The organism is Actinokineospora sp. UTMC 2448 (assembly GCF_024760565.1).
Taxonomy (GTDB): domain Bacteria; phylum Actinomycetota; class Actinomycetes; order Mycobacteriales; family Pseudonocardiaceae; genus Actinokineospora; species Actinokineospora fastidiosa.
On the sequence record NZ_CP031087.1, the window covers coordinates 4,162,500 to 4,179,706 of the forward strand.

Genomic DNA, 17,207 nt, shown 5'->3' on the forward strand with positions numbered 1-17,207 from the left:
GCACCATCTGCGGGTGCTCAGGGCGATCGCGGACACCGGGAGCCTCTCCCGGGCCGCGGTCCGCCTGGGCATCACCCAGCCCGCCGTCCACGCCCAGCTCAACCGGCTGGAGAAGATGCTGGGCTACCAGCTGTTCGAGCGCCGCCAGGACGGGGTGACGGCCACGCCCATCGGCGAGCTGCTGCTGCGCCGCATCACCGCGGTGCTGCCGCAGATGGACCAGCTGCTCGAGGACATCAAGCAGCGCACGTGCTCGACCAGGCCGCCCGCGACCACCAGGATCGCGGCGGTCTGCAGCACGGTCGTCCCGCGCCTGCCCGCCGCGATGACCACCGTCTGGCCGGAGATCTCCGAGGTGGCGGTGGTCAACGACGAGAGCAGCGACCGGCTGGTGTCGCTGCTCGACGAGTACCGGGTGGAGATCGCGATGATCAAGGACTACCCGGGCCGCGAGCTGCCGGTGCCCGCCGCGGTCGACACCGCCGTCGTGGTGACGGAGCCGACCTTCGTGCTGCTGCCGGAAGGGCACCGGCTGGCGGAGAAGGAGATGCTCACCCTGGACGACCTCGACGGCCAGCCGCTGGTGATGGGGGCGCGCAGCTCGTCGGCGCCGTTCCGGGAGTACTTCATCGAGTCCTGCGCCGACTTCGGCTTCGTGCCGACGATCGCCCACCAGGTGAACTCCCAGGCGGTCGCGCAGATGATCGTGCGCGCCGGGGCGGTCGGGCTGGCCCAGCCCGCCTGCCTCGACGTGCACCCCGGCATCGAGGTCCGGCCGCTGACCGGCGACGTGCTGATGCGCAGGCACGTCCTCGCCTGGCGGCGCAACACCTTCGTGGCCGGGCGCAGCGGCGAGCTCCACGCCGAGGTGACGGCGGCGTACTGGCAGGAAGCGTACAAATCCCCGGAATACCGCCGTTACCTCGCCGCGCGGAACTAGAGCTGGCTGATCACCCCGCCGTCGATGATGAACTCGGCGCCGGTGAGGTTGTTCGGCGAGGCGGCGAACGCGATCAGCCGCGCCACCTCCTCCGGCGTCGTGATCCGCCCGGTGGCCGCGCCCAGGTTCGCGATCGTCTCGGCGGCGAACTCCGCGTGCCCTCGGCCCTGCTCGCGGGCCAGCCGCGCGATGAGCCCGTCGTCGTCGGTCCACACCCCGGTGTTGACGGGGCCGGGCGAGACCGTCAGCGCCCGCACGCCCTGGGGACCGTACTGGCGGGCGACGACCTTGGTGAACGCGTTGAGCGCCGCCTTGGCGACGGCGTAGTCGAACGGCCCCGTGGTGATGTCGCGCGCGGCGATCGAGGAGACGTTGACGACCACGCCCCCGCGCTCGACCAGGCTCGGCAGCGCCGCCCGGACCGCCCGCAGCGCGCTGTAGAAGTGCAGCTCGAACGTGCGGTGCCAGGCGCTCTCCGGAAGGTCGAGCAGCGAGGTGAGCGCGCCCTGGGAGATCTCGTCCGTGCTGCCGACGCCGACGTTGTTGACCAGGATGTCGATGCCGCCGAGTTCGGCGAGCGCCTGTCCGACCAGTGTGGCCGGACCGTCCGGTGTGGACAGGTCGACGGTGATCGGGATCGCGCCGGTCTCCTTCAGCTCAGGGGTGACGGTCCGCGAGCCGCTCACCACGGTCACGCCCTCGTCGACGAGCAGCCGGACGGTGGCCAGGCCGATCCCCTTGCTGCCGCCGGTCACGACGGCGGTCTTGCCCGACAGGTTCAGGTCCACGGTGGTTCTCCTCAGCTCCGGCGGGCGCGCAGGCCCAGCAGGGTGACGGCCGTGCCGACGACGGCGACGGCCAGGGGGACGAGCAGCGCGGCCCGGAACCCGGACAGCAGCGCGGCGGGCGAGCCGTCGCCCGCGTTGAGCTGCAGCACGACGGTGGCCGCGGCCAGGGCGAGCGCGGGGCCGACCTGGAAGGAGGTGTTGACGATCCCGCCGGCCAGGCCCTGCTCGTGCGCGGGCACGCCCTGGGTGGCCGCCATGTTGAGCGGGCCGTAGGCGAGGGTGAACGCGATCCCGGCGAGCAGGAACGCGGGCAGCATCGCCAGGTAGCCCGAGTCCAGGCCGATGGGCAGCAGCAGGACGTAGGCCGCGACCGCGGCGAAGAGCCCGGCGGCCACCACCGGCGTCGTGCCGAACCGGTTGACCAGCGGCGCGGCCACCCTCGGGGCCAGCACCGCGGTCACCACGCCGCCGGGCAGCACCGCCAGGCCGGTCTCCAGCGCCGACCAGCCGCGCAGGTCCTGCATGTAGAGGGTGAGGACGAACAGCGCGCTGACCCAGCCGCCGAGCAGCGACATCGCGCCGACGTTGGCCCGCATGAGCGCGGGCGAGCGCAGCAGCGACAGCCGCACCAGCGGGTGCGCCGTGCGCTTCTCCACGACGACGAACAGCGTGAACAGCGCAGCGGACACGCCCAGCGCGATCAGCGTCGCCCAGCCCCACTCGTGCGCCTGGACGAGGGCGAGCACGAGGGCCAGCAGGGCGCCCGTGCTGGTCACCGCGCCCAGCACGTCGAACCGCGACGTGCGCTCGGGCGCCTCGCCGACGGGCACCAGCGCGATGCCCGCCGCCAGCGTCAGCAGGGCCATGACGACCGGCGCGAAGAACACCCACCGCCAGTCCACTTCGGTCAGCACGCCGCCGACGACCAGGCCCATGGAGAAGCCGGTGGCGCCGGTCGCGGTGTAGAGCGCGAGCGCCTTGTTGCGTGCGGGGCCCTCCGCGAAGCTGGTCGTGATGATCGACAGGCCAGCGGGCAGGGTGAACGCCGCGCTGATCCCGGTCACCAGCCGGGCGGCGACGAGCAGCGGGCCGTCGTCGGCGAACCCGCCGAGGGCCGACGCCGCTGTGAAGAAGCCCAGCGACACCAGGAACACCCGCCGCCTGCCGAACAGGTCGGCCGCGCGCCCGCCGAGCAGCAGGAACCCGCCGAAGCCCAGCACGTAGGCGCTGACCACCCACTGCAGCGCGCCGGGCCCCATCCCCAGGTCGGCGCCGATGGAGGGCAGCGCCACCCCCTTCATCGACACGTCCAGCGCGTCCAGGAACAACGCGCCGCACAGGACCAGCAGCGCGCCCCTGGCGCGGCCGGTGAGCCTGTCCCCCTCGACCGTGATCACGGTCATCGAACACTCCCCTCAGATTTCGGACCGACCGGTCCGGGACCGATCGGTCCGAATCCTTCGGGATGATCAGCGGTCGTGTCAAGGCTTACGGACCGGGCGGTCCGATATAGTGGGAAGCATGCCGAGGAAGCCCAGTCCCGACGCGCGGGAGCGCATCCTGGATGTCGCCACCCGGCTGTTCACCGCGCATGGCGTGCACGCTGTGGGGATGCAGCAGGTGATCGACGAGTTCGGCTGCGGCAAGAACCTGCTCTACCGGGAGTTCGCGGGCAAGGACGACCTCGTCGTGGCCTATCTCACCCGCTGCCGGGACACGTGGGCGTGTATGTACGAGCAGGCGGGCGTCGGCCACGAGGACGACCCGGCGGGCCACCTGGTCGCGCTGGTCGAGCTGACCGCGGCGAAGGTGCTGGAGCCGGACTACCGAGGCTGCGGCATCCACAACACGCACGCGGAGTTCCCCGACCCCGCCCACCCCGCGCACAAGGTCGCCGCCGAGCACTTCGCGACCATGCGCGAACGCCTACTGGACCTGGCCACCCGCGCGGGCGCCCACGACCCCGAGACACTGACCGACCGGATCCTGCTGATCATCGAGGGCATCTACACCAACGGCCTCGCCCAGGGCCGAAACGGCGCCGCCCGCGCAGCGGGCGCCTTCGCCGAAGAGGTCGTCCGCAGCGCACTGGCCGATCGGTCGGCCTGACCTACGACGCCGCCCACACGGCTCGAACCTTCGCGCCGAGATCGCCCACGCCTGCTGCCGGAACAATCGACCCGACCCACCGCGCGGCGGAACCTTCACCGCCGAGATCGCCCACAGCCCACTGCCGGAACGATCGGCCCGATCTATCGCGGGCGAACGCCTTCACCGATGAGGGCGACCGCGCCGTCGGAACGATCGGTCGGATCTACCGCCCGCGTCCGCTCAGGAAGTCCGACAGCAGCCGCTCCAGCGGCACCGAGCCGGTCGGGGCCTCCACCGACAGCGGCGCAGGGAACACCTGCCACCCGGCGATGCGCGCCGTCACGGCGGGCGCGCCCGGGCCGCGTCGTGACAGCGGCTGCAGTGCGGCGTCGGTCTGCTTGCCCACCGGCTCGTAGATCGGGTGCACGGTCGTGCCGTGGATGGAGACGGCGAGGGTCGGGTCGATCAGCCAGCCGCGCAGTTCGCCGGGGAACTCCAGCAGCTCGTACCGCACCGTGTAGCCGCTCGGCAGCGTGTGGCGCTGGGCGCGGGGCAGCTTCTCCGCGCGCTCGACCGGCAGCGGGACGGGCAGCACCGACGCGGCGTACGCGCTGACCGGGAACTCCCTGACCGCCCGGTCGACCCGCGCGACCCGCTCGTGGTCGACCGTCTCGGCCTCCCGCCGCTGCAGCTCGTAGCGGGCGAGCAGGTGCGCGTGGCGGGCCCCCGGCTCCAGCGGCGCGTCCGCACCCATCGACATGGTCCACATCGTACTTCCACCCGATCAGCGGATTGCCCCGGCTGGGCCGTGGGGCCGGGGCGTCAGCGTTGCGTAAAAATGATCTTGCCCACTGCGAAAACTTTCCCCGTGATCGTGTTCGGCTCGCTACAGTGGGTGGTGTCAGCCCTTCACGACGATTGGGGACGTCAATGACTGGGGCAACCACCACACCCGACCGCGCCGAACCGAGCTTCCGCCTGCCGCTGCCGCGGCCGTTCTTCGACCGCGACACCCCGTTCGACCCGCCCGCCGCGCTGCGCGAGCAGGCCGCGAAGGGACCGGTCGCCGAGGTGACCAACGGCGAGGGGACGAAGGTCTGGCTGGTCAGCGGGCACGCCGAGGCGCGCGCCGTGCTCAGCGACACCCGGTTCAGCTCCGATCTGCGCAGGCTGGTCTCGCGCATGGACGGGCTGACCGACGAGCAGCGCGACGACCTGATGTCGGAGGAGTCCTCGGCGGGCTCGTTCATCTCGATGGACCCGCCCGACCACACCCGCTACCGCAAGCTGCTCACCGGCCAGTTCACGGTGCGGCGCATGCGGATGCTGGAGCCGAGGATCGCCGAGATCGTCGACGAGCGGATCGACGCGATGCTCGCGGGCGGCACCAGCGCCGACCTCGTCGCCGAGTTCGCCCTGCCGGTGCCGTCGCTGGTGATCTGCGAACTGCTCGGCGTGCCCTACGAGCAGCGCGCGGAGTTCCAGGAGTGCGCGGCCAAGCTGCTGGCGCTGGACGTGCCGATCAGCGAGGTCCTGACGCTGCGCGACCGGCTCCAGGACTTCATGCGCGGCCTGGTGCTGCAGAAGCGGCGGGCGCCCGGCGACGACCTGATCTCCGGGTTGATCACCAACAGCGACCTCAACGACAACGAACTGGTCAACATCGCCAACCTGCTGCTGATCGCGGGCCACGAGACCACGGCGAACATGCTGGGCCTCGGGACCTTCGCGCTGCTGGAGCACCCGGAGGAGCTCGCCGCGCTGCGGGCCAACCCGGAGCTGGCCGACCGCGCCGTCGAGGAGCTGCTGCGGCACCTGTCGATCATCCACGCCGGACCGTCCCGGGTCGCCACCGAGGACATCGAGGTCGGCGGCGTGCTGATCCCGGAGGGCAGCACGGTCATGATCTCGGTCCCGGCCGCCAACCGCGACCCCGGCCACTGGGCCGACCCGGCCGCGCTGGACGTGGCCCGCGAGCGCGGGCCGCACCTGGCGTTCGGGCACGGCGTGCACCAGTGCCTCGGGCAGCAGCTGGCCAGGATCGAGATGACCATCGGCCTGACCAAGCTGCTGGCCCGGCTCCCGGGGCTGCGGCTGGCCGTGCCCGCCGAGGACGTGCCGCTGCGCACGGACATGGCGATCTACGGCGTGCACGCGCTCCCGGTCGCCTGGGACGCGCCGTGACCGTCCGCGCGGACACCTCGGTGTGCATCGGGGCCGGGCTGTGCGCCCTGCGCGCGCCGAAGGTGTTCGACCAGGACGAGAGCGACGGCACCGTGGTCCTGTTGGGCCAGCCCGGGGCCGACGACCTTCCCGCTGTGCGGGAAGCCGTCGACCAATGTCCTTCCGGGGCCATTGAGTTGAGCGGGGATTGACATAACATCCCCGGCGTGGAAACCGGTGGAGGCCTGCGCGAGCGGAAGAAGGCGGCGACCAGACAGGCGCTGCACGAGGCCGCGGTCGCACTGACGCTCGCGCACGGCCTCGACCGGGTCACCGTCGAGGCCATCGCCGACGCCGCGATGGTGTCCCGGCGGACGTTCTCCAACTACTTCGGCGGCAAGGAGCAGGCGCTCCTCTACGACGACCGCCGCCGGATGGCCCAGCTGGTCACCATGGTCCGCGAGCGCCCGGCCGAGGACACCCCGTGGCAGGCGCTCACCGCCGCCGCGCTGGACCTGTGCGCGGAGTTCAGCGACCCGGACCGGCTGGCCAAGATGCGCGCGCTGCGCAAGCACCCGTCGCTGTTATCCGAGCAGATAGCCCTGTTCACCGCCACCGAGGACGATCTGGCCGACGCGATCTCCGCGCGCATGCCCGACGCCGACCCGCTGCGGCCCCGGCTGATGGCCGCGGCGTTCCTGACCGCGCTGCGGGTCGCCAGCCACCTGTGGGAGGACGAGCCCGACGCGGCCCCGCTGACCGACCAGGTCGCCGACGTGCTCGCGGCCATGGCCCTGCCGTTCGACTAAGCCCTGCCGTCCGACTGAGCCGTGCTGAGTTCGCCCTGCCGGTGCCGTCGCCGGTGGCCTGCGAACTGCTCAGCGTGCCGCCCGCCTGAGCCCTGCCGACCGACTGAGCCGTGCCGAGTTCGCCCTGCCGGTGCCGTCGCCGGTGGCCTGCGAACTGCTCAGCGTGCCGCCCGCCTGAGCCGTCCCGTCCGACTGAGCCGTGCCGAGTTCGCCCTGCCGGTGCCGTCGCCGGTGGCCTGCGAACTGCTCGGCGTGCCGCCCGACTGAGCCGTGCCGTTCGACAGAGGACGTCCGATTAGGACTCGAAGCGGTCCGGGTCGCCCGCGCCGCGGCGCAGGACGACCGGCTCGTCGTCGGAGAAGTCGACCACGGTGGTCGGCTCGGTGCCGCAGTCGCCGGAGTCCACGACGGCGTCGAGCACGTGGTCGAGCGCCTCCTTGATCTCCCAGCCCTGCGTCATCGGCTCGGCCTCGTCGGGCAGCAGCAGCGTGCTCGACAGCATGGGCTCGCCGAGTTCGGCCAGCAGCGCCTGGGCGACCGGGTGCTGCGGGATGCGCGCGCCGACCGTGCGCTTCTTCGGGTGCATCAGCCTGCGGGGGACCTCTTTGGTCGCGGGCAGGATGAACGTGTAGCTGCCCGGCGTCGCGGCCTTGATGGCGCGGAAGACGGTGTTGCCCACGTGCGCGAACTGTCCGAGCTGGGCGAAGTCGCGGCACATCAGGGTGAAGTGGTGGCGGTCGTCGAGGCCGCGGATCGAGCGGATGCGGTCGATGCCGTCCCGGTTGCCGAGCACGCAGCCCAGCGCGTAGCAGGAGTCGGTCGGGTAGGCGATGAGGCCGTCGGCGCGCAGGAGGTCGACCACCTGGCTGATCGAGCGCCGCTGGGGGTTGTCCGGGTGCACGTCGAAGTACTTCGCCATGCGCTGGAGCTTACGGACCATTACCCGAAAGTGCCGCATCCCGGCCAGGACGACTACCCAAAGTCGATCAACTAGGCGGTTCGGGTGGGACGCACGACATCCTATCCGGCGACTATTGGGCTCCCCCGCCCGCTGCTAGCTTCGCGGAGGTCACCCGGTGACGTGCCGAATCGGACTGTGAGCGGAGACCGGCGAATGACCCTCGATGTGCGCCCCAGCGCCCGTGACGTGCTGTCCCACGGCCGCGCGCTGTTCGACCCCGCGCTGCGTGCGGCGGTGGACAGGCTGCCCGGAACCATGCGGCACATCGCCGGCTACCACTTCGGCTGGTGGGACGCCGACGGCACGCCGCTCGACGCCGACCAGGGCAAGGCGATCCGGCCGACGATGACGCTGTGCTCGGCCGCGGCCGTCGGCGGCGCGGTCGCCGACGCCGTCCCCGCCGCGGTCGCGGTGGAGTTGGTGCACAACTTCACGCTGCTGCACGACGACGTCATGGACCGCGACCGCACCCGGCGGCACCGCGCCACGGCGTGGTGCGTGTTCGGCACGGGCCAGGCGATCCTGGCGGGCGACGCGCTGCTGACGCTGGCGTACGAGGTCCTGGCCGAGGACGGCCACCCGGCGTTCCGCCCCGCGGCGACCGCGCTGTCCCACGCCGTGCTGGCGGTGCAGGACGGGCAGGCGGCGGACCTGTCGTTCGAGACGCGCACGGACGTGACGCTGCCCGAGTGCGTGCGCATGGCGCAGCAGAAGACGGCCGCGCTGCTCGGCTGCGCGACCGGCCTGGGCGCGCTGTACGGCGGCGGCACCCCGGAGCAGGTCGACCACCTGCGCTCGTTCGGCGAGCACATCGGCCTGGCCTTCCAGTTGGTCGACGACCTCCTCGGCATCTGGGGCGACCCGGAGGTGACCGGCAAACCGGTGCACTCGGACCTGGTGAGCCGCAAGAAGTCCCTCCCGGTGGTCGCCGCTCTGCGCACCACGTCCCCCGCGGCGGACCGCCTAGCCGAGCTGTACCTGACTCCCGACCCCCTGGCCCCCGCAACCGCCGCGACCGCCGCCGACCTGGTCGCCGAGGCGGGCGGCCGCGCCTGGTGCCGCGACGAGATCGCCACCCACCACGCCCGAGCCGCCGAATCCCTCCGCCTGGGCGCGGTGAACGAACGCCCGGCGGCGGAACTCTCGGCCTTGGCGGACCTGATCACCCACCGCGACCACTAGGGCTTCCACACCAGCCTCGGGAGGCTGGAGGGGATAGCAGTCGCGCCATGACCCGACCACCCGGCTCCCACACCACACCGGGTCCTCGGCCGTGGGGTCCCGCGCTTTACGCACCAAGGACGGGAATTGGTGTGCTGCCCAGCGCTGCTGGCGGGAGCCGCACTCGGCCACGCATGGAAGGCGATCGTGCCGGTGGAGAGCAGCCAGCTCCCCACACCACCGGGCCCTCGGCGAAAGGTCTCTCCCGCGCCTTACCGCCAAGGACGGGACCGGCGTGCAGCCTGCACTGCTGGTCGGCGGAAGCCACCTGAGATCGCACTCGGCCGGGACCACGGTCGCTGTAGGTGGGCAGCACGGAAGCGCGGGAAAGGCTGCTGCTGGTCGCCGAGTGCGCCGTCGGCGGGCTGGCGGCCCTGCTGCTGGAGGCAGTGCAGGCACGGTCCGGTCGTGGCCCGGGAAGGCCGGGCGGTGTTCGCGGTCGTTGTGGTGCCCGCCGGTCCGGTTCCACCTCCGCTCGTCCCCCTCCCCAAGCCCCTGCACCCCGCCTCGCTCCGGCCGTGCGGTCGGGCTTGGGTCCGTTGTGGTGGGATCAGGTGGTCCGCAGCGGTGAATCGGGGGTCGTGATCGCGTGAACTCGGTGTTGTTGGGGTTGCTCACGCTCCCCGTCTACGTCCTCATGTACTGGCCGATCGTGGTGGCGGCTCGGCGGGTGCTCGGGGTGCGGGTCGGGGTGGTTCGGGCGTTGGTGGGGGCGGCCATCGGGTGGTCGGTGGCGACCGGGGCCGTGTCGGTGTTGCCGGTGGAGGAGTGGTCGCGCAAGCCGGGGGCCACCATCGGGCTGCTCATCCCGCTGGCGGGCACCGCGTTCCTGGCCACGCTGATCTTCCTGTTCATCGCCGAGATGGCGGTGCCCAGCGGCAGCGGGCTCGGGGTGATCGGGCGGGTGCGGGCGATCCGCCGGGGCCTCGCCAGGGCGCGGCGGTACTCGCGGATCTCGCGGATCACCGTGCGGCACGGGCTGGCGCCGTACGTGTCCGGGCGGCGGGACCGCAGAGAGGGCATCCACCGGGAGGCCGCGCTGGCGCGGAGCCTGCGCCGGGCGCTGGAGGAGGCCGGGGTCACCTTCGTCAAGCTGGGACAGGTCCTGTCCACCCGCCCCGACCTGCTGCCGCCCGCCTACATCACCGAGCTGAGCCGCCTGCAGACCCAGGCGGCCCCGGTGCCGGTCGCCGAGATCGAGCGGGTGCTCACCGACGAGTTGGGCGCCCCGCCGTCGGAGGTGTTCGCCGAGTTCGACAGCGCCCCGATCGCCGCGGCCTCGATCGCGCAGGTGCACCGGGCGCGGCTGCACGACGGCACCGAGGTGGTCGTCAAGGTGCAGCGGCCCGGCATCCGGGAGGTCGTGGAGCGCGACCTGGACATCACCCACCGCGTCGCCACCGCGCTGGACGCGCGGGCGGCGTGGGCGCGGTCGCTGGGGGTCATCGACCTCGCCCACGGGTTCGCCGAGGCGCTGACCGAGGAGCTGGACTTCCGAGTGGAGGCCCGCAACATCGCCGCCGTGCGGGCGGCGACCCCGGACCCGACCGTCGCGCTGCCGCGGGTGCACGAGGACCTGTCGACCGACCGCGTGCTCGTCATGGACCGGATGGTCGGCGAACCCCTCACCGACGCCCAGGCGCTGCCCGCCGCGCAGCGCGCCGACCTCGCCCGCTCGCTGCTGGACTGCGTGCTCGGCCAGATCACCCTGCACGGCGTCTTCCACGCCGACCCGCACCCGGGCAACGTCCTGCTGGTCGACGGCCCCGCGCTCGGACTGCTGGACTTCGGCTCCGTCGGCAGGCTCGACGCCGGGCTGCGCGCGGGCATCCAGGCGCTGCTCGTCGCGCTCGACCGCGGCGACCCGGCGGGACTGCGCGACGGCCTGCTGCAGATCGTCGACCGGCCGGAGCAGATCGACGAGAACCGGCTGGAGCGGGCGCTGGGCGCGCTGGTGGCCAAGCACTTCAGCCACGACGCCGCGCCGGACGCGCAGGTGTTCACCGAGGTGTTCCGGGTGGTCGCGGAGTTCCGCCTCGCCGTCCCGCCGCCGATCGCGGCGGTGTTCCGGGCGCTCGGCACCCTGGAGGGCACGCTCGCCCGGCTCTCCCCCGGCTTCAACATCGTCGGCGCCGCCCGCGAGTTCGCCGCGGGCCAGATCGGGGCGAACCTGCGGCCGGAGACGTTGCGCGAGACGCTGACGCACGAGGCGATGACGCTGCTGCCGGTGCTGCGCAGGCTGCCGCGCCGCCTCGACCGCGTGGGCGGGGCGCTGGAGGACGGGCGGCTCTCGGTCGGCGTGCGGCTGTTCGCCGACGAGCGCGACCGCGCGGTGGTCACCGGCCTGGTGCACGAGGTGCTGCTGGCGTTCCTCGGCCTCGGCGCGGGCCTGATCGCGGCGATCCTGCTCGCCTCCGACAGCGGCCCGCTCGTGCTGACCGGCCTGACGCTGAACCAGCTGATCGGGTACAACCTGCTGGTGGTCAGCGCGCTGGTCGGACTGCGCCTGCTGTACGTGGTGTTCCGCAACCAGTCCAGACGCTGACCTCAGGCCAGCCGGGCGGTGTCGGCGACCTGCTCGAACGACACCACCCCGTCGGCCAGCCGCCAGATGTGGGCGAAGCGGGCCTCGACCGCCTTCCCCGTCCCGCGCCGGACGCCGGTGTAGTTCCCGATCGCCACGACGATGTCACCGCCGTCGACCACCTCGTCCACTGTGGCCGCGAACTCGGCCCAGTCGGCGCCGATGCGCTCGAACACCCCGGCGCGCACCGCGTCCGGTCCGGTGTAGACACCGGCGTACTCCGAGCCCGCCGCCTCTGTCCACCGGCTGGTCTCGGTGATCGGGGCGAGCATCCCCGCCAGGTCGCCGCGCGCGGACGCGGCGTAGTGGGCGCGGACCGTGGACAACAGGGTCATCGGGACTCCTTCACGAGGACGGCCACGGCGTCGGCGACCGCGGCGGGGTCGGGCGGGCAGCCGGTGGGGACCGCGTCGACCCGCACGCCGTCCCCGGCGCGATTGGCGAGGCGGACCATGGCGGCGACCCCGCCCGAGGCGGCGGCGCGCTGCGGCAGGTGCGGGCAGGCGGTGTGCACGGCGACGATGTGGCCGCCGCGCCCGCGCATCGCCCGCAGACCCGCGCGGACGCCGTAGAAGGCGCTGTCGAGCTGCGCGGCGAGCGCGATGTGCCACTCGTCGTCCGTCACCGACGCCGGGTCGGCGAGCACCGAGGGGCATCCCGGTTCCGCGGTGACGACCAGCAGATCGAGCCGCCCGTAGTGCTCGACGACGGCGGCCACGGCGTTGTCGACCTGGACCGGGTCGGCGGCGTCGGCGTGCACGGCCATGCCCCGGCACAGCGCTCCCCCGGTCAGCTCCACCGACGTCGAGTCGCCGTCCAGCGCGGCGACTCGCGCGCCGAGGGCGTCGAGCCGGTGGGCCACCGCGGCGCCGACCCCGCCGCCCGCCCCGGTGACGAGGGCGACGACGGTCACGGCGCGCCGAACCGGGGCGCCGCGAGGTCGGCGACGGCGACGTGGACGACGCGCAGGTCGCTGTAGAAGTCGATGCTGTGCGCCCCGCCCTCCCGGCCGACGCCGCTGGCCTTGATGCCGCCGAAGGGGGTGCGCAGGTCGCGGACGTTGTGCGAGTTGACCCAGACCATGCCCGCCTGCACCGCCCGCGCCACCCGGTGGCCGCGGGCGAGGTCGCCGGTCCACACGTAGCCCGCGAGGCCGTACCGGGTGGCGTTGGCCAGGGCCACGGCCTCCTCCTCGGTGTCGAACGGCGTCACGCACACCACCGGGCCGAAGATCTCCTCCTGGAAGACCCGCGCGTCCGGCGGCACGTCGGCGAACACCGTCGGCGCGAGGTAGGTCCCCGTCGGCAGCCCGTCGGGCCTGCCGCCGCCCGCGACGAGCCGGGCCTCCCGCTTGCCGATCTCGACATACTCCATGACCCGCGCGTGGTGCTCGGGGTGGATGAGCGCGCCGACCTCGGTGGCCGGGTCGGACGGCGGGCCGACGCGCACGGCGGACGCGCGGGCGGCCAGGGCTGCCACGAAGTCCTCGTACACCTCCCGCTGCACCAGCACGCGCGAACTGGCCGTGCAGCGCTCGCCGTTGAGCGAGAACACCCCGAACACGGCGGCGTCGAGCGCGCGGTCGAGGTCGGCGTCGGCGAAGACCACGCACGGGGACTTGCCGCCCAGCTCCATCGACACCTCCTTGAGGTGCTCGGCAGCGGCGCGCATGATGATCTGCCCGGTGGCGCTCTCCCCGGTGAAGGACAGCCGCGGCACGTCGGGGTGCGCGACCAGCGCCGCGCCCGCCTCCTCGCCGATGCCGTGCACGAGGTTGAACACCCCGTCCGGCACCCCGGCCTCGGCCATGATCGAGGGCAGCAGGCTCGCCGACAGCGGCGACCACTCCGCGGGCTTGAGGACCACGGCGCACCCGGCGGCGAGGCTGGGCGCGAGCTTCCAGGTCTCCAGCATGAACGGCGTGTTCCACGGCGTGATCAGCCCGGCGACGCCCGCAGGCTGGCGGATCGCGTAGTTGACCTGGCGCGTGCCCGCGAGGAAGGCGTCCTCGTGCTGGGCGACGATCACATCCGCGAAGTAGCGGAAGTTCTCCGCGGCCCGGTGGGCCTGGCCCTTGGCCTGGGTGATGGGCAGGCCGGTGTCGAAGCTCTCCAGCCGGGCCAGGACGTCCGCGCGGGCCTCGATCGCCTCGGCGATCCGGACCAGGGTCGCGGCCCGCTCGCGCGCGGGCATACCGGGCCACGGGCCGTCGGTGAACGCCCGCCGGGCGGCGGCGACGGCGAGGTCGATGTCGGCGGCCTGGCCCGCGGCGCAGCGGGCGTACTCCTCGCCGGAGACCGGATCGCCGACGCCGAAGGTCTCGCCGCCGACGCTCGGGACGTCCTTGCCGTCGATGTGGTGCAGCAGTTCGGTGGGGATGCTCATGCGGGGACTCCTGGGGCGAGCAGGTCGGCGGCCTGGGCGCGCAGCGCGGTGATGCGGTCGAGGCCAGCCGGGGTGGGGGCGATCAGCGGCGGGCGGACGTGCCCGGAGGCGATGACGCCGAGGTCGGCGAGCACGTGCTTGGCCGGGGCCGGGTTCGTCTCCACGAACAGCAGCTCCACCAGCGGGTGCAGGCGGTAGTGCAGGTCGATGGCCGCGTCGTGCTCGCCCGCGGTGTAGAGCTCGTACATGCGGGCCACGGCGGCGGGCGCGAGGTTGGCCAGCGCGCTCACGAAGCCGCACCCGCCGATGGCCAGCAGCGGCAGGCACAGCAGCTCGATGCCCGACCACATGAGGAAGTCGCGCCCGCACAGGTGCAGCACGTGCGAGAAGTGCTCGAAGTCCTTTGTGGTCTCCTTGATGCCCACGATGTTGTCGTGCGCCTTGCGCAGCCGGAACACCGTCTCCGGGGCGATGTCGACGGCCGTGCGCGACGGCACGTTGTAGACCACGATCGGCAGGTCCGGGTACTCCCGCGCGATGGTCCCGTACCAGGTGACCAGCGCTTCCTGGGTCGGCCGGGCGTAGTACGGGGTGATGACCAGCGCGATGTCCGCGCCGAGGTCGCGGGCCAGGCCGGTCAGCTCCAGCGTGTCGGCCAGGCTCGCCGAGCCGGTGCCCGGCAGGAACGGCAGTTCGTCGGCGGTCTCCTCGGCGACGACCCGCATGGCGGCGGCCCGCTCGGCGGTGCTCTGCGCGCCCGGCTCGCCGGTGGACCCGCCGAGGGAGATGCCGTGCGAGCCCGCCGCGCGCTGCCAGCGCACGAGCGCGCGCAGGCTGTCGGTGTCCAGCTCGCCGTCGGCGGTGAACGGCGTGACCAGCGGGGCGATCGAGCCGCGCACGGCGGCGGGGTCGGATCGGAACTTCATGGGGTGGCTCCTGCTTCGTATTCCGCGCGCCGGGCCGGGCTGAGCGGGTACAGGCCGTCGATGGACTCGCCCGCGTCGACGCGGGCGAGGATGTAGCGCTCCTCGCGCTCCTGGGCGAGCGCGTCGGCGGCGACGGCGTCGGCGAGGTGGGCGGGGATGAGCAGCACGCCCTCGGCGTCGCCGACGAGCACGTCGCCGGGGCGCACCAGCACGCCCGCGCAGGCGATGGCGTCGCCGACCGACCAGGGCACGTGCCTGCGGCCGAGCACGGCGGCGTGGCTGCCCCGGCTGTAGGCGGGCAGGTCGAGGTCGGCGAAGGCGGGGCTGTCGCGCAGGCAGCCGTCGGTGACCACGCCCGCCGCGCCGCGGCGCAGGGCGCGCAGGGCGAGGATGTCGCCGAGGGTGCCTGCTCCCGGGTCCTCGCGGGCGTCGATGACCAGCACCTGGCCGGGCCCGATGGTCTCAACGGCCCGCTTCTGGGCGTTCATGCCGCCGCCGCGCTCGGCGAACTGGTCCTCGCGCAGCGGCAGGAAGCGCAGCGTGTGCGCGGTGCCGACCAGGCGCATGTCGGGCCGGGACGGGGCGAGGCCGGTGAGGAAGGTGTGGTCGAGCCCGCGCTTGCGCAGCTGGCTGGACAGCGTGGCGGTCGAGACGCGGCGCAGCGCGGCCTCGGTCTCCGCCTTGAGCGGGCGGACCGCGGCGCCGTGCGCGGTGGCGCGCTCCTCGGGCCCCGCGCGCGGCGGCACCGGCGGGTCGCCGTCCTCGCGGACGGTGTTGCGCAGCGGCTCGGTGTCGCCGACGGCCACCTCCACCACGTCGCCGGGGTGGACCACGGTCGCGCCAGCCGGGGTGCCGGTGAGGATGACGTCGCCGGGCTCCAGCGTGATGGTCGCGCTGAGGTCGGCGATCAGGTGGGCGAAGTCGAACAGCAGGTCGGCGGTGGAGGCGTCCTGCACCAGCACGCCGTTGACCCAGGTGCGCAGCCGCAGGTCGGCCAGGTCGACCTCGGCCGGGTCGATGAGCACCGGGCCGATCGGGGTGTAGCCGTCGGCGCCCTTGCTGCGCAGGTTCGAGCCGCGGTCGGCCCAGCGCAGGTCGTGCACGCCGAAGTCGTTGGCCGCGGCCAGCGCGCCGATGTGCGCGGCGGCGTCGGCGCGCGCGACGCGGTGCGCGCGGGCGCCGATGACCAGGGCGATCTCGCCCTCGAACGCCGAGAGCTCGGTGCCGCGCGGGCGGACGAGGTCGCGGCCGGTCCAGGACAGCGACGACGGCGGCTTGAGGAAGTACGACGGCTCGGCCGGGTACCGCCCGCGCTCGGCGGCGCGGGAGCGGTGGTTGAGGTGCACCGCGATGATCTTGGAGGGGGCCAGGCCCAGCGGGTGGCCCGGTGCCGATGCGCTCATGCGTCCACCGGGAAGTCCACGATGACCTGGCCGGTCCCGCTGCTGGGGAAGTAGTCGCACAGCTGCTCGCCGCGGCCGGTGTAGGCGTCCCAGCCGAGCATGCCGAACAGCATCGCCGTGTCGGCCATCGCGGCCTCGCCCGTGCAGCGCTCGTTGTAGGCGGGCAGGGCGGCCAGGAACTCGGCGATGCGGCCCTCCCGCCACTGGTCGAGCACGACCCGGTCGGCCTGCTCGTTGAACGGGTCGCTGATCCGGTCGAGGAAGCGGTGGGACACCTCGTTGGGCGGGAACTGGTGCGACAGCGAGCCGCTGGCCAGGAACGCCACCCTGCGGTCGCTGCGCTCCACCGCGCGGCGCAGCGCCGCGCCGACCTGGCGGTTCTCCTCGATGGTCGAGTAGATGTTGCACCCCACCGGGACCACCGCCAGCGGTTCCTCGGCGCGGTTCATGAAGTGCATCGGCACCAGCGTCGCGTACTCCAGGCCCAGGTCGCGCACGTCGTGGGCCATGGCCCGCTGCCCGCCTGCGACGATCTCCTCCACGACGAGCGCCGCCAGGTCGGGGCAGCCCGGGTAGTCGTACTCCAGGTCGCGGATGAAGTGCGGCAGCTCGTGGGAGGCGTAGCTGCCCTGGTGGCGGGCCTTGGCGTTGACGTGGAAGCCCATGCTGTTCATCCAGTGCGAGTCGGCCACCAGGAAGGTGTCCGCGCCGCGCTCGCGGGCGCGGCGGCCGACCTCGGCCAGGCCCAGCTCGGCGGGCCTGCGGATGCCGTGGTGCTTGCCCGGGTGGATGGACAGCCAGATCGACGGGACGTGCGTGATCTTGGCCGCCAGCACCAGCTCGCCCATGTGGGAACCTCCGGCTGACTGTCGACGGCCCCGAGCGGGCCGCGTACCCAAGGTCTAACAGGACGGTCCGGCGGGTCGGTTGACTCGG

The 17,207-nt window shown here is 73.2% G+C and carries 17 protein-coding genes; 7 read left to right on the top strand and 10 right to left on the bottom strand.

What is annotated here, in order from left to right; all coding sequences use genetic code 11:
- Positions 1–13: 13 nt before the first annotated feature.
- On the top strand, positions 14–940 hold the full coding sequence (locus Actkin_RS18860; RefSeq protein ID WP_258903615.1) for a LysR family transcriptional regulator: 927 nt from the start codon (positions 14–16) through the stop codon (positions 938–940).
- Here the strand turns inward: Actkin_RS18860 and Actkin_RS18865 are convergent.
- Both Actkin_RS18865 and Actkin_RS18870 read right to left on the bottom strand, forming a co-directional pair.
- The gene (locus Actkin_RS18865; RefSeq protein ID WP_189210846.1) at positions 937–1,728 is read right to left on the bottom strand and encodes an SDR family oxidoreductase; all 792 of its coding nucleotides are present in this window, start codon (positions 1,726–1,728) and stop codon (positions 937–939) included. The two genes, Actkin_RS18860 and Actkin_RS18865, sit on opposite strands and share 4 nt — an antisense overlap.
- 11 nt (positions 1,729–1,739) lie before the next feature.
- On the bottom strand, positions 1,740–3,131 hold the full coding sequence (locus Actkin_RS18870; protein WP_258903616.1) for an MFS transporter: 1,392 nt from the start codon (positions 3,129–3,131) through the stop codon (positions 1,740–1,742).
- A 118-nt stretch (positions 3,132–3,249) separates the two neighbouring features.
- Here Actkin_RS18870 and Actkin_RS18875 point away from each other — a divergent pair, with 118 nt between their 5' ends.
- The gene (locus tag Actkin_RS18875) at positions 3,250–3,837 is read left to right on the top strand and encodes a TetR/AcrR family transcriptional regulator (RefSeq protein ID WP_258903617.1); all 588 of its coding nucleotides are present in this window, start codon (positions 3,250–3,252) and stop codon (positions 3,835–3,837) included.
- Positions 3,838–4,042: 205 nt separating this feature from the next.
- Here the strand turns inward: Actkin_RS18875 and Actkin_RS18880 are convergent, their stop codons facing one another.
- A complete protein-coding gene (locus tag Actkin_RS18880; RefSeq protein WP_258903618.1) occupies positions 4,043–4,579 on the bottom strand; it encodes a hypothetical protein in 537 nt (178 codons plus the stop codon).
- A gap of 170 nt (positions 4,580–4,749) precedes the next feature.
- Here Actkin_RS18880 and Actkin_RS18885 point away from each other — a divergent pair, with 170 nt between their 5' ends.
- From Actkin_RS18885 to Actkin_RS18895, 3 genes are read left to right on the top strand one after another with little or no spacing between them, the layout of a single operon-like run.
- On the top strand, positions 4,750–6,003 hold the full coding sequence (locus tag Actkin_RS18885; protein WP_189210850.1) for a cytochrome P450: 1,254 nt from the start codon (positions 4,750–4,752) through the stop codon (positions 6,001–6,003).
- Positions 6,000–6,194 carry a ferredoxin gene (locus Actkin_RS18890; RefSeq protein ID WP_189210851.1) on the top strand — a complete coding sequence of 65 codons (195 nt, stop codon included), beginning with the start codon at positions 6,000–6,002 and terminating at the stop codon, positions 6,192–6,194. The genes Actkin_RS18885 and Actkin_RS18890 overlap by 4 nt, the downstream gene beginning before the upstream one ends.
- Positions 6,195–6,209: 15 nt before the next feature.
- Positions 6,210–6,791, top strand: a complete 582-nt coding sequence (locus Actkin_RS18895; RefSeq protein ID WP_189210852.1) for a TetR/AcrR family transcriptional regulator — start codon at positions 6,210–6,212, stop codon at positions 6,789–6,791.
- Between the two features lie 295 nt (positions 6,792–7,086).
- On the opposite strand, the gene Actkin_RS18900 is transcribed toward Actkin_RS18895, so the two are convergent.
- Positions 7,087–7,710 (bottom strand): L-threonylcarbamoyladenylate synthase, encoded by a 624-nt coding sequence (locus Actkin_RS18900; RefSeq protein WP_189210853.1) that lies wholly within the window; start codon positions 7,708–7,710, stop codon positions 7,087–7,089.
- A gap of 195 nt (positions 7,711–7,905) precedes the next feature.
- Between Actkin_RS18900 and Actkin_RS18905 the strand changes: the two genes are divergently transcribed.
- Positions 7,906–8,934 carry a family 2 encapsulin nanocompartment cargo protein polyprenyl transferase gene (locus tag Actkin_RS18905; RefSeq protein ID WP_258903619.1) on the top strand — a complete coding sequence of 343 codons (1,029 nt, stop codon included), beginning with the start codon at positions 7,906–7,908 and terminating at the stop codon, positions 8,932–8,934.
- A gap of 676 nt (positions 8,935–9,610) precedes the next feature.
- Positions 9,611–11,518: an ABC1 kinase family protein gene (locus tag Actkin_RS18910; RefSeq protein ID WP_258907954.1), complete on the top strand. Its 1,908-nt coding sequence runs from the start codon at positions 9,611–9,613 to the stop codon at positions 11,516–11,518.
- A gap of 2 nt (positions 11,519–11,520) precedes the next feature.
- On the opposite strand, the gene Actkin_RS18915 is transcribed toward Actkin_RS18910, so the two are convergent.
- The 6 genes from Actkin_RS18915 to hpaD are packed head-to-tail and all read right to left on the bottom strand — an operon-like array spanning position 11,521 to position 17,119.
- Positions 11,521–11,892, bottom strand: a complete 372-nt coding sequence (locus Actkin_RS18915; RefSeq protein WP_258903620.1) for a nuclear transport factor 2 family protein — start codon at positions 11,890–11,892, stop codon at positions 11,521–11,523.
- Entirely contained in the window at positions 11,889–12,470 is a 582-nt protein-coding gene (locus tag Actkin_RS18920) for an SDR family NAD(P)-dependent oxidoreductase (RefSeq protein WP_258903621.1), read from the bottom strand. Before Actkin_RS18920 ends, Actkin_RS18915 begins: the two co-directional genes overlap by 4 nt.
- Complete coding sequence (gene hpaE / locus Actkin_RS18925; protein WP_258903622.1) at positions 12,467–13,942, bottom strand: 5-carboxymethyl-2-hydroxymuconate semialdehyde dehydrogenase; 1,476 nt, start codon at positions 13,940–13,942, stop codon at positions 12,467–12,469. Before hpaE ends, Actkin_RS18920 begins: the two co-directional genes overlap by 4 nt.
- The gene (gene dapA, locus Actkin_RS18930) at positions 13,939–14,868 is read right to left on the bottom strand and encodes a 4-hydroxy-tetrahydrodipicolinate synthase (protein ID WP_258903623.1); all 930 of its coding nucleotides are present in this window, start codon (positions 14,866–14,868) and stop codon (positions 13,939–13,941) included. The genes hpaE and dapA overlap by 4 nt, the downstream gene beginning before the upstream one ends.
- Positions 14,865–16,271: a fumarylacetoacetate hydrolase family protein gene (locus Actkin_RS18935; RefSeq protein WP_258903624.1), complete on the bottom strand. Its 1,407-nt coding sequence runs from the start codon at positions 16,269–16,271 to the stop codon at positions 14,865–14,867. Before Actkin_RS18935 ends, dapA begins: the two co-directional genes overlap by 4 nt.
- Entirely contained in the window at positions 16,268–17,119 is an 852-nt protein-coding gene (hpaD, locus tag Actkin_RS18940; protein WP_258903625.1) for a 3,4-dihydroxyphenylacetate 2,3-dioxygenase, read from the bottom strand. Before hpaD ends, Actkin_RS18935 begins: the two co-directional genes overlap by 4 nt.
- Between the last annotated feature and the right edge of the window lie 88 nt (positions 17,120–17,207).

What these genes read in the sequence shown, in the direction of transcription:
- Actkin_RS18870 (WP_258903616.1), bottom strand. Translation starts at nt 3,131, where the DNA reads ATGACCGTGATCACGGTCGAGGGGGACAGGCTCACCGGCCGCGCCAGG.
- Actkin_RS18875 (WP_258903617.1), top strand. Translation starts at nt 3,250, where the DNA reads ATGCCGAGGAAGCCCAGTCCCGACGCGCGGGAGCGCATCCTGGATGTC.
- Actkin_RS18935 (WP_258903624.1), bottom strand. Translation starts at nt 16,271, where the DNA reads ATGAGCGCATCGGCACCGGGCCACCCGCTGGGCCTGGCCCCCTCCAAG.
- Actkin_RS18885 (WP_189210850.1), top strand. Translation starts at nt 4,750, where the DNA reads ATGACTGGGGCAACCACCACACCCGACCGCGCCGAACCGAGCTTCCGC.
- dapA (WP_258903623.1), bottom strand. Translation starts at nt 14,868, where the DNA reads ATGAAGTTCCGATCCGACCCCGCCGCCGTGCGCGGCTCGATCGCCCCG.
- Actkin_RS18910 (WP_258907954.1), top strand. Translation starts at nt 9,611, where the DNA reads ATGTACTGGCCGATCGTGGTGGCGGCTCGGCGGGTGCTCGGGGTGCGG.
- Actkin_RS18880 (WP_258903618.1), bottom strand. Translation starts at nt 4,579, where the DNA reads ATGTCGATGGGTGCGGACGCGCCGCTGGAGCCGGGGGCCCGCCACGCG.
- Actkin_RS18915 (WP_258903620.1), bottom strand. Translation starts at nt 11,892, where the DNA reads ATGACCCTGTTGTCCACGGTCCGCGCCCACTACGCCGCGTCCGCGCGC.
- hpaD (WP_258903625.1), bottom strand. Translation starts at nt 17,119, where the DNA reads ATGGGCGAGCTGGTGCTGGCGGCCAAGATCACGCACGTCCCGTCGATC.
- hpaE (WP_258903622.1), bottom strand. Translation starts at nt 13,942, where the DNA reads ATGAGCATCCCCACCGAACTGCTGCACCACATCGACGGCAAGGACGTC.
- Actkin_RS18900 (WP_189210853.1), bottom strand. Translation starts at nt 7,710, where the DNA reads ATGGCGAAGTACTTCGACGTGCACCCGGACAACCCCCAGCGGCGCTCG.
- Actkin_RS18905 (WP_258903619.1), top strand. Translation starts at nt 7,906, where the DNA reads ATGACCCTCGATGTGCGCCCCAGCGCCCGTGACGTGCTGTCCCACGGC.